The organism is Sporomusaceae bacterium ACPt (genome assembly GCA_041428575.1).
Lineage (GTDB): Bacteria > Bacillota > Negativicutes > Sporomusales > Sporomusaceae > Sporomusa_D > Sporomusa_D carbonis.
The window spans coordinates 1-11,440 of record CP155570.1; the positions used below are offsets into that span (position 1 = coordinate 1).

12 protein-coding genes are annotated in these 11,440 nt (G+C 41.3%); 9 read left to right on the forward strand and 3 right to left on the reverse strand.

The window, feature by feature from the left end; genetic code table 11:
- Nucleotides 1-21 precede the first annotated feature (21 nt).
- From dnaA to gyrB, 7 genes are all read left to right on the forward strand, one after another.
- The gene (gene dnaA, locus SCACP_RS00005; RefSeq protein ID WP_425059452.1) at nt 22-1,599 is read left to right on the forward strand and encodes a chromosomal replication initiator protein DnaA; all 1,578 of its coding nucleotides are present in this window, start codon (nt 22-24) and stop codon (nt 1,597-1,599) included.
- Nucleotides 1,600-1,885: 286 nt separating this feature from the next.
- On the forward strand, nt 1,886-3,016 hold the full coding sequence (dnaN, locus tag SCACP_RS00010) for a DNA polymerase III subunit beta (protein WP_425059453.1): 1,131 nt from the start codon (nt 1,886-1,888) through the stop codon (nt 3,014-3,016).
- A gap of 40 nt (nt 3,017-3,056) precedes the next feature.
- Nucleotides 3,057-3,278, forward strand: coding sequence for an RNA-binding S4 domain-containing protein (locus tag SCACP_RS00015; protein WP_425059454.1), 222 nt, complete (start codon nt 3,057-3,059; stop codon nt 3,276-3,278).
- Nucleotides 3,275-4,372, forward strand: a complete 1,098-nt coding sequence (recF, locus tag SCACP_RS00020) for a DNA replication/repair protein RecF (RefSeq protein WP_425059455.1) — start codon at nt 3,275-3,277, stop codon at nt 4,370-4,372. Before SCACP_RS00015 ends, recF begins: the two co-directional genes overlap by 4 nt.
- A gap of 5 nt (nt 4,373-4,377) precedes the next feature.
- The gene (locus tag SCACP_RS00025) at nt 4,378-5,244 is read left to right on the forward strand and encodes a DUF721 domain-containing protein (protein ID WP_425059456.1); all 867 of its coding nucleotides are present in this window, start codon (nt 4,378-4,380) and stop codon (nt 5,242-5,244) included.
- The gene (remB, locus tag SCACP_RS00030) at nt 5,222-5,476 is read left to right on the forward strand and encodes an extracellular matrix regulator RemB (protein ID WP_425059457.1); all 255 of its coding nucleotides are present in this window, start codon (nt 5,222-5,224) and stop codon (nt 5,474-5,476) included. The genes SCACP_RS00025 and remB overlap by 23 nt, the downstream gene beginning before the upstream one ends.
- A gap of 15 nt (nt 5,477-5,491) precedes the next feature.
- The gene (gene gyrB / locus SCACP_RS00035) at nt 5,492-7,411 is read left to right on the forward strand and encodes a DNA topoisomerase (ATP-hydrolyzing) subunit B (RefSeq protein WP_425059458.1); all 1,920 of its coding nucleotides are present in this window, start codon (nt 5,492-5,494) and stop codon (nt 7,409-7,411) included.
- 85 nt (nt 7,412-7,496) lie between these two features.
- On the opposite strand, the gene SCACP_RS00040 is transcribed toward gyrB, so the two are convergent.
- Nucleotides 7,497-7,928: a YkvA family protein gene (locus SCACP_RS00040; RefSeq protein WP_425059459.1), complete on the reverse strand. Its 432-nt coding sequence runs from the start codon at nt 7,926-7,928 to the stop codon at nt 7,497-7,499.
- Between the two features lie 31 nt (nt 7,929-7,959).
- Nucleotides 7,960-8,439, reverse strand: coding sequence for a YbaK/EbsC family protein (locus tag SCACP_RS00045; protein ID WP_425059460.1), 480 nt, complete (start codon nt 8,437-8,439; stop codon nt 7,960-7,962).
- A gap of 242 nt (nt 8,440-8,681) precedes the next feature.
- Between SCACP_RS00045 and SCACP_RS00050 the strand changes: the two genes are divergently transcribed.
- On the forward strand, nt 8,682-9,206 hold the full coding sequence (locus SCACP_RS00050; protein ID WP_425059461.1) for a hypothetical protein: 525 nt from the start codon (nt 8,682-8,684) through the stop codon (nt 9,204-9,206).
- Between the two features lie 8 nt (nt 9,207-9,214).
- On the opposite strand, the gene SCACP_RS00055 is transcribed toward SCACP_RS00050, so the two are convergent.
- Nucleotides 9,215-9,352, reverse strand: coding sequence for a L,D-transpeptidase (locus SCACP_RS00055; RefSeq protein WP_425061470.1), 138 nt, complete (start codon nt 9,350-9,352; stop codon nt 9,215-9,217).
- Between the two features lie 178 nt (nt 9,353-9,530).
- Between SCACP_RS00055 and SCACP_RS00060 the strand changes: the two genes are divergently transcribed.
- A complete protein-coding gene (locus SCACP_RS00060; protein WP_425059462.1) occupies nt 9,531-11,258 on the forward strand; it encodes a methyl-accepting chemotaxis protein in 1,728 nt (575 codons plus the stop codon).
- Nucleotides 11,259-11,440 lie beyond the last annotated feature (182 nt).

Consider the following 11,440-nt stretch of genomic DNA (forward strand, 5'->3'; position numbering starts at 1 on the left):
ATGAGTGCTGATACCGCTTATATGGCAAGCATTTGGCAACAGGCTCTGGTACATATGAAAAAAGCATTTATTAAGCCATTATTTGAAACATGGATTAAATCAACAATACCGCTATCTATTAATGATAATGTCATTGAGATCGGAACTCCAAAACAATTTGTCAAAGAATGGCTGGAAAGCCGCTATGTGCCTGTTATTAAGGCTGCCTTAAAAGCTGCCGCCAACAAGGACTTTGAAATTATTTTTATTAATATGGATATTGAAATGGAAGGCACCGAAGAAGCCCCCTTGCCGGAACCGGAAGACGATATTGAAGTCACCGACAATCCTGACACCGCCAACAGCCCCCCTGCTAAAGACAAGCCCACACTGACACAACAAGCTGTACATCAGGATACCGGAACAGATATCAACAATATTGACTTTCTAAAATATCTTGACGATATCGGCGACATCCCTGAAGCGGCGGCGGCTCTTTCTTCAGCAGCAACTTTACCGTCGCCTGCTCCAAAAAACAATACACTTCCGGAAAAACGGCCTGCCAAAACGCAGCCGCCCAGTATAACACCTGCTGATGACTGCATATTAAACCCCAAATATGTTTTCTCAACATTTGTTATCGGCAATTCCAACCGCTTAGCCCATGCTGCTTCACTGGCTGTTTCTGAAGCTCCGGCACAAGTCTACAATCCATTCTTTATTTATGGTGGCGTAGGTCTGGGGAAAACCCACCTTATGCATGCCATCGGCCATCGTATTAAAGAAAACAACCCCAATATGAAAGTAGTATATATATCAAGCGAAAAGTTTACCAACGAGCTTATTAATTCGATTATCAGCGGCAATCCGGAAAGCTTCCGCCAGCGTTACCGCAATATTGATGTTTTACTTGTTGACGATATTCAGTTTTTATCTAAAAAAGAACATACACAGGAAGAATTCTTCCACACTTTTAATACCTTACATGAAGCTAATAAACAAATCATTATTTCCAGCGACCGGCCGCCCCGCGAGATTCAAACTCTTGAGGACAGACTGCGTTCCCGCTTTGAATGGGGATTAATTACCGATATTCAGGCCCCTGATCTCGAGACCCGAATTGCGGTATTGCGTAAAAAAGCTATGTTGGAAAATCTTAATGTTCCCAATGAAGTATTCGTCTATATCGCCAGCCGCATCGAAAACAATATCCGAGAACTTGAAGGCGCGTTTATTAGGGTAATTGCCTATGCCTCACTCAATAACCAGCCTATCGATATTGATTTAGCCACCGAGGCACTCAAAGATATCTTTCCTAATGGACGGCCGAAACAAATTACCACTGATCTTATTCAGGAAATTGTCGCCGCTCATTTTAAAATTAAACTTGAAGACCTTTCGGCTAAGAAACGCACTCGCAATGTCGCCTATCCCCGCCAAATCGCCATGTATCTGTGCCGCGAGCTGACCGAAACATCATTGCCGAAAATTGGTGAAATTTTCGGCGGCCGCGATCACACAACAGTAATCCATGCTCATGATAAAATCAGCCGGGAACGGAATATGGACGCCAAACTAAATAATACGATCAAAGAATTGATTAAACGTATTGAGTCTTAGGTATATAATTTTGTTTATAACATCTGATTTAATTTGTACACAAAATGTTGATAACTTTAAACCGGGAATTTTGTGTTAATATGTTGATAAATGCTATTATACTTATCGACATATTATTAACATTAACATTGTCTGCCCCGGCAAGTATTCAACCTGGTTATCAACATATCTACAGCTCTTACTACTATTACGGCTATTTTATTAATATATGTATTAAACAATAATAATATTACAGCTTAATAAAAAATTTTTTACCGCGTCAAATAAACGCAAGGAGGCTTTTTCTATGAAACTTACCTGTGCCAGGGAACTTTTAAACCATGCTGTCCAAACTGTTCAAAAAGCTGTAGCAGCTAAAGCTACACTACCCATCTTGTCAGGAATATATATGTCAGCAAAAGATAACAAACTTGAGTTACAGGCTACTGATTACGAAATAGGCATAAAATGCGCTATTGATGCACAGGTAGATATTCCTGGACAAATAGTGCTGTCCGGCCGTTATTTCCAGGAATTAGTAAAAAGACTTCCTGGAGAATTAGTGGGAATTGCCTCATCGACCGAAGACCGTACCATAAAAATTACGGCAGGAAACTCTCAATTCAACTTGTTAAGCCTTCCAGCCGAAGAATTTCCTGTTTTAAAACCATTATTTGAAAAAAATACAACGATAAATACTTTGGCTATTAAAGATAATGTACTCCGGGACCTTATTAAGAGGACAATTTTTGCTTGCGCCACTGAAGAAAGCAGACCGATTTTCACCGGCGCGTTATTAGAATCAACAGATAAAGATGTGCGAATGGTTGCCACCAATACTCACCGTCTAGCATTAAAAAAGAGCATATTGGAAAACATGAATAATGATGAAAACAAGCTAAAAATTGTTATCCCGTCAAAAGTTCTCAATGAATTAGCCCGCCTATTAACTTCCGAACTGCCTGTTGATGTACATATTTGCTGGGAAAAAAACAAAGTAGCTTTTAGTTTTGAGGATGTTTACCTGGAATCCAGGCTCATCGAGGGACAATACCCCGACTATAACCGGGTAATACCACCGCAATTTGGTACTACTGCTACCATCAATACCGCCTTGTTTATGGATGCTGTCGAACGCGTTTCCCTTATGGCTAAAGACGGTGAATATAATGTAATAAAATTCCAGTTTAATTCTGATGAAGTCATCATAACTTCTAACAATCCGGACGTTGGCAAGGCATACGAAACTGTGCCGGTAATTACTGAAGGCACTGAAATAGCTATTGCTTTCAATGCCAAATATATAACTGATATCTTGAAAAATATCGGCACTCCTGAACTGCATTTCTCATTAAATACCCCGCTTAGTCCGGCAAGCATAAAACCGGTTAATGATGAAAATTATATTTATATCATTACTCCTGTTCGCACCAGCTAATGAAAACTGCTAAAACACCTTTTGGTCAGGAGGTTTTTGTATGGAAGAAATCGAAATACATACTCCGGAAATTAATATTGACCAGTTGCTAAAATGGGCCGGAATTATTGATAATGGCGCCCAAATTAAGCCATTTTTAGAAGACAAGCTTATTAAGCTTAATGGCAATATTATCAGTGAACGCCGGAAAAAAGTCCGTCCTGGTGATATTGTCGAGGTCAAAGGCATTGGCTGCTGGAGGATAATTACAGGTGAGGCATGAGAGTAAAAAAACTTACTTTACGTAATTTTCGTAATTATGTAAATTTAAATATTAATTTTACAGCAAATATTAATGTTTTTGTTGGCCTTAACGCCCAGGGAAAAACCAATCTACTGGAAGCCTTGTATTTTGCCGCTATGGGCCGGTCACATCGTACTAACACTGACCAGGAGTTAATTTGTTGGGAGCAACCGGCTGCAAGTGTTGAAGTAGTTTTTTTCCGGCAGGATGTGGAAAACTGTTTAAAGGTTAAACTTATAGCCGGCCAAAATAAGGAGATACTATACAATAGTCATCCTTTGCCGGTGCGCGAAATTATAGGGTCCCTAAACGCCATACTGTTTTCACCAGAAGATTTATTATTAATAAAAGGAGCGCCGGCTTTACGTCGGCGCTTTTTGGATAATGAAATATCTCAAGCCAGTCCGGCTTATTACCGGCAGCTCTTAAGCTATAACCGGCTGCTCAGCCAACGCAACAATCTGTTAAAAAAAATCAGAGAAGGTAAAGCCGGCAGCGATTTATTAGTACCATGGGATGAGCAAATAGCAGTTGCATCTGCCAATATTGTCAAGAAACGTAAGGATTCGGTAAAAAAATTAACCATGTTAGCCAACCTCCATCACCGGAAAATAACCGGTAGCCGTGAAAATTTAACAGTTGCTTATTATCTTAACGGCGCCAACCAGGATAAGATAGAGGACTTAAGTGGCTGGTACTATGAACAACTCAATCGTCTGCAGCAACAGGATATTATGAGTGGCAGTACCAATATCGGACCACACCGGGATGATCTTATTTTTTCAGTTAACGGTAAAAATCTGCGTAATTTTGGCTCACAGGGCCAGCAACGTACCGGCGTATTGGCACTTAAACTGGCAGAGCTTGAATTTATAAAGTCCGAGACGGGAGAATATCCCATTTTGCTTTTAGATGATGTTATGAGTGAACTTGACGCCGGACGCCGTTCTGAGTTACTCTTATTTATTAGGGAGCGTGTTCAGACATTTATTACTGCTGCTGATGAACAATACTTTTCTGAAGTAAAGCTAGGCAAATTTTATCGGATAATGAATGGTACAGTAACGGAGTGATACATATGTTCAGCGTAAAGGATGTATTGCCAGGTACGCTAAAAGCGCTGGGGCTTGCCAAAAGGTACAATGCCCAGTCTGTTCTTGTTCATTGGCGGGAAATTGCCGGTGATGAGATTGCCAGCCATGCTTGGCCGGTTTCAATACAGCGCGGTATTTTACTTTTAGCTGTTAATAATCCGGTGTGGAGTCATCATCTGCTGATGCTCAAACCAGGAATAATCGATAAAATTAACACATTTTTAAATGAAAAACTCATCATTGATATTAGATTTCAGGCAGGAGATTTACGAAAATACCAGAATTTTGGAGAAGATGGGGATAGTGTCGTTATTTTACAACCCGCCAAACTTGATTCTGATGAATTGGCTACCCTATGGCGGGAAACCGAGTCTATAAAAGACGACAAATTGCGAAAAAAATGCTATTATATTTTAATCAAGCAGAAAGGGCTTAACAAAACCAAACAAAAAAATGGTTGGCAATCTTGTAAACGCTGTAGCGTGCTGGTGCCACCAGGTCAAAGCTACTGTACAATATGCAGTATTGAACATAAGCAGGAAAAGATAAGTTCTATCACCAGGCTGTTGACTGAAGCGCCATGGCTTACCTATCAGGAAATTTCCCAGTTTGTTCCCTGCAGCCCGCGCGAATTTCATACTACCAAGAAATTATTAGTGCATAAGCTTATTCGCGGTTTGTTTGATCGCGCAGCCGACAAACTTACCGAAGCTACCTTGGTAATGCTCATGACGGGAATTAAGCCTAATAAGATAACCCAAGAAATAGTCGATCATGTAATTAGTAAAGTAAAAACCCGACTTGCGGAAAAAGTCAGGAGGAAAAAGTATGTTTCTGCATCTGGGCGCTAATACGGTAATTCCTTTGCGGAATGTAATAGCTATTTTTGATTTAAAGATAGCTGCTTCGGCGGTTACTGACCAGTATATAAAAAACGTAAAATCAAGTAATAAATTAATTGACATATCGGAAAATAGCGCGAAAAGTTTTATTATTACCGACCAAAATGTTTATATGTCAGCAATATCTTCACAAACACTTAAAAAGCGGGCAGGTCACATACCGGTCGGAGATGAGGAATAACGGGGGTTAGTTATTATGGTAGATATTAGCGATACAACGGTGAACGGCAGTTATAGCGCCCAGCAGATTCAGGTTCTTGAAGGATTGGAAGCTGTACGTAAGCGGCCGGGAATGTACATTGGCAGCACTTCAACAAAAGGTTTGCACCACTTGGTGTATGAGGTAGTAGATAATAGTATTGACGAAGCTTTGGCTGGATATTGTAACAGGGTTGAAGTAATCATTCATAAAGACAATAGTATAACTGTTATTGACAACGGCCGCGGTATTCCGGTAGATATGATGCCTGAACAAGGTAAACCGGCCGTTGAAGTTGTACTTACCATACTGCATGCCGGCGGCAAGTTCGGCGGCGAAGGCTATAAGGTTTCAGGCGGTCTTCACGGTGTTGGTGTATCGGTAGTAAATGCATTATCGGAATGGATGCAAGTTGAAGTAAAAAGAAACGGTAAGATTCATCTTATTCGTTTTGAACGCGGCAATACTGTTGAAAGCCTAAAGATAATCGGTGAAACAGAGGAAACCGGCACTAAAGTTACTTTTAAGCCTGATGCCGAAATTTTTGAAGAAACCGAATACAGTTTTGATACTTTGAAACAGCGCCTGCGGGAACTGGCTTTTCTTAACCGGACAGTCACCATAATTATTAAAGATGAGCGTGACGGAGAAAAGCAGGAATTTTATTATGAAGGCGGCATCGTCTCATTTGTCGAATACCTAAATAAGAACAAGGATGTCATTCATCCTAAGCCGATATTTTTAACCGGAGCCAAAGATACCACACTTGCCGAAATAGCCATTCAGTACAATGACAGTTATGTTGAAAATATATATTCTTTTGTTAATAACATTAATACCCAGGAAGGCGGCACACACTTAAGCGGTTTTAAAATTGCCCTGACGCGGGCCATTAATGATTATGCGCGAAAATTTAATGTGCTTAAAGACAATGACGAGAACTTAAGCGGCGAAGATGTGCGCGAAGGACTGACAGCCGTAATCAGCGTCAAAATTCAAGAACCGCAGTTTGAGGGCCAAACCAAGACTAAGCTTGGTAACAGTGAGGTCCGGGGTGTCATTGATAATATTGTATCCGAAGGTCTTAATGAATTCTTTGAAGAAAATCCTGGCGTTACCAAAAAAATTATAGAAAAAGCAGTTATGGCTTCCCGCGCCCGGGAAGCAGCCCGTAAAGCGCGCGAACTCACCAGGCGTAAAAGTGCGCTTGAATCCAGTTCGTTACCTGGTAAACTGGCTGACTGTTCGATAAAAGACCCTGATCAGGCAGAAATATTCCTCGTCGAGGGCGATAGTGCCGGCGGCAGCGCCAAACAAGGTCGTGACCGGCGTTTCCAGGCTATCCTGCCGCTTAGAGGCAAAATCCTCAATGTCGAAAAAGCCAGAATGGATAAAATACTAAACAATGAAGAAATCCGGGCTATGATTACTGCTTTTGGCAATGGAATTGGCGAAGATTTTGATATTGAAAAACGCCGCTATGGCAAAATCATTATCATGACAGATGCCGACGTTGATGGATCGCACATCCGTACTTTACTGCTGACTTTCTTCTACCGTCATATGCAGCCCTTAATCCAGGGAGGCCACGTCTATATCGCTCAACCGCCATTATATCTTGTTAAAAAAGGCAAAGAACACTGGTATCTTTATAGCGATGCTGAAATGGAAAATCTACTGGCCAAAATCGGCCGGGAAGGTATAACTGTGCAGCGTTACAAAGGTCTCGGTGAAATGAATCCTGAGCAGCTGTGGGAAACAACTATGAATCCTGAGACCAGAACGATTCTTAAGGTTGAACTTGAGGACGCTATGGATGCTGATGAGATATTCTCGGTACTTATGGGGGATAAAGTAGAACCTAGGCGAAAGTTTATCGAAGAGAATGCCAGCAAAGTAAGGAATTTGGATATATAAAAATAGAAGAACGCCATTATCCAATTGTAGTGATTGGAAATGGCGTTTTTTTAATGAGTAAAAAAATAGTCGTCTTACGCTTATACTAACAACACGCCTGTACATCTTTATTGGATACTATATAGATACCGTAGAGAACAAGAATCCATATTGCTACTATAACATAAGCTGCAATCCAAAGTTTCGGTTTCATTGCAGGAGGATTGTTAGCCGCTTCTTCCCTGCATGACTGGAGAACTTCATAAGGGATTAGTTTTATTACCATTGCGATGCCTAATGGTAATAAAATGACATCGTCAAGATAGCCAAAAATGGGTATGAAATCGGGAATGAGGTCGATCGGGCTTAAAGCATAGCCGACAACTATGGCAGTTATTGCTTTGGCATATAACGGTGTTTGTGAATGCTTGATTGCGTAATATAGGGCGATGATATCGTCTTTTAGTTTTTTGGCCCAATGCTTGAGCTTTTGATTGAATGATGGTTTTATTTTATCCGGTTTCGCCTGCTCTGACATATCAAAATCCCCCGGTGCAGCGGTTCTTGGTTTATTTCACATCAATGATTTGCCCTTGTGTGATTGTTACCAACTGATCAGGTGTAAGACGAAAAACATCAAAAGGGGTTCCGGCAGCTGCCCAAAGCTCATTATATTGGAGGAGATCAGCATCGATGAAGCACTTCATTTTAGTAGCATGTCCAATTGGCGGAATGCCGCCAATGGCAAAACCGGTAGTCTCCTGAACATATGACGCGTCAGGACGGGAGACTGGTTCGCCCAGATATTCTTTCATCTTTTTTTCATTAATACGGTTGCTGCCGCTGGCTACAATAAGAATAGGCCTGCCACTGGTCTTGCCTCTAAATATCATGGATTTGGCAATTTGTCCTACTTGACAGCCAATAGTATTAGCTGCTTCAACCGAAGTGCGGGTAGAATCCTTCATGGTAATTACCGTTAATTCAAGACCGTATTTATTAAGTTCTTCCTGAACTTTAGCTGCGCTTTTTCCCAGTGTTTCCGACATTATAGTACCTCCTAGCGATAAAAGAATACAATTTTTATTATACATTATTTGTAAAAATAATAAAATCTAATCAAATGTAGAATAAAAGAATCATTGAACTAAACCCTGCCAGGATATGGCCGGGTTTAGTTTTGTAGAGATCTTTCTCATTTCACTAGGAACTTATGTAATTTTAGTAACATATAATATACAAACTAAATTGAACTGTCTAATATAACTGCATGTAGAAAAGGAGAAGTATGATGGCTGACAGAAAAAGTGAAAAATGCCAGGGATGCTGCCAGTTGGATTTCGATATACTGCCGGCTAATAAACCGCCAGCAATTGATGCCGGTTATTGGGTTCAGGCTGTAGCCAGCGGTGAAGTGTGCGGGTATGATGATAGCGGCAGTATATCCATATCGGCAGAAAGGTTAATTCCTCTAGGGGTGTATACAGTATGGTTTGCTACTGACCGGGGGTTACGCCCGGCAGCGCCTACTGATGCCGTGTATACGGCAGATGGGTTTGATCCCAACCGCCTAGTTGTTAATAGTGACGGAATATTAAACTATTATATTGCTCCGCTTAATTTTAATCCTTTTCGCGGCATACCGCTGCCAGGAAGTAAAACTACAGCCATTATTCAAGGGGTAGTTATTGGCTTTAATAGTAACCGTCTTACCAATGGCACTGTTCCTGGGGAATTTAATGTGACTTTTTTTGAACAGTTAAGTGCAGACTTTTGCTTATCGCGTTTATCAGATAAAGGTTGCAGTGAGGAATAAAACAAGGGTTAATAGTTTTCAATAATAACCGGGGTGCCAATAGACACTAGTTTTGATAATTCGAGCACATCCCGGTTGTACATACGGATACAGCCTTTAGAGACAGCACCACCAATGGATGAAGGGTTATTTGTACAATGGTATATGCCATATTTTCACCTCCGCTATCATACTATGCCGGTATAGGCGGAAGTGTTGCGGTGCGGATCATGTTGTCGAATAATGATGATGTTGATCTAATTTTGTAATTAAAAAGATTGTGTCAAATGTAACATGTACAGGCCGTTTTAGAAGGATTTGACAGAAATTTCACGAAGTTAGATTGTGAAAAAAATAATTGGTTGGGAAGGGGTGGTACTACTCATGTCTGATTGGCAAAAATGGTTTACAGGTATTAACGGCAAACTGGCTCTCTGTCTGTTTTTTACCGGCATAGTACCTTTAACAGGTATTCTAGCCTTGATAGTCCTCCTGCCAGCAGCAAAGCTGCACGCGATTTTATTTATTTATACTGGTTTATCTGCTTTAGTCTTAGTGTTATGGGCATTTGGTGTTTCCAGAATTATTGCCAATCCTGTGCATCAGTTACTGGCAAGTTTACGAGAGATGGCCGCCGGCGGTGGTGATTTGAACAAAAAGCTGAAAATCGTGACAAATGATGAAATTGGCCAACTGGCCCAGAACACCAATAATCTAATGGAGAAAATATCTGATTTGATTAGTGAGATTACGCAGATTAGCGGCAAAGTGTCCGAGGCTAGCAAATATTTGTCCGATTATACTACTCAGACGGCTGAAGCCATGCGACAGACGACCGAGAACATTGGAGGTATAGCCGCTGGTGCTTCCAAACAGGTACAGGACCTGGAATTATGTAATCAAGTTTCTTTCCATGCCAATACCAAAGTTCAAGATAGTAACCGGCTCGCCGGACAAACGGCTGAGCTTGCCAGTCAGGCCAGCGCCAGCGCTGTTGAAGGCGCTAACCAGGTAAAAGAAGCCATTGTGACCATGACAGAAGTAAAAATGCAAATGGATATATCTGCTAAAGTTGTCCATGGCTTGGCAGAGCGGATTAGTCAAATTGGCCAGATCGTTGAAGTAATTACGGCGATTGCCGCCCAGACCAATTTGCTGGCTTTAAATGCCGCCATTGAAGCTGCACGGGCGGGAGAACAAGGTCGAGGTTTTGCAGTGGTTGCTGATGAGGTGCGTAAACTGGCCGAAAGTTCGCGTCAGTCAGCAGAGGAAATAACTAAACTAGTTACGGAAGTCCGGCGGGAAACGGTGGATACTGTGGCGGCTATTGAAAAAGCACTCGATCAGGCTCATAAGGGAGCGGAGATGGCAAGTGGTTCGGAGGTTGCACTCGGTCGTATTATCGCCATAAGCCAAGAGCTTAGAGACAGAGTAAAATTTATGGCGCAAAATACAGCCGGAGTAACGGCTGATATTGGCAATATTGCTACACATATTCAGGAGATAACGGGAATTGCCCGTCAGTTTTCAGGGGCCAGTCAGGAAATTAACGCCGCCAGTGAAGAAGTGTTTGCTACGATCGAAAAAATGGCAACGTCGGCTCATGAACTGAACAAAATGGCACAGGGAATGGAAGAGATGACTGCCCAGTTTGTTGCTATTGATGATAATACTAAGCAGCGGATAAAAAATAAGTTGGAGAAAGCGCGAAAGCTGTTACTTGAATGTGGTCCGATTTATATTAACAGCAACAATCAAATGGTGGCTGGTAATCAAGTAATTAATAACAATGACAAACTGGTTGACGAAATATCACGTAAAATAGAAGCAGCTTTTACGGTATTCCAAGGGAATACCCGGATTGCCACAACTGTTACCACTAAGTCCGGGCGACGGGCGACCGGTACACCGGCGGCTAACTATGTGGAAAAAGCAGTGCTTGGGCGGGAAACTGATTACATTGGCCGCGCGACCGTTATGCGGCAATGGTATATAGTTAGTTATGAGCCTCTTAAAGATAAAACCGGGCGTATTATCGGAATGCTGTTTGTCGGAGAAAAGCTTGATAAATAAAGGATTATGGGAAAACGCATGGATGTTTCCAAAACATCTATTGCGTTTTTTTATTTGTACAGGCCCAATTTTTTGTAGAAGGTAATAAATTAGTAAAAAGCCTATTTTTTAGGTTTATAAAAAAGTAACTTCGGCTTATTTGATAATTTGGAATAAAAAACCGCCCTCAAGTTTTATTTCCC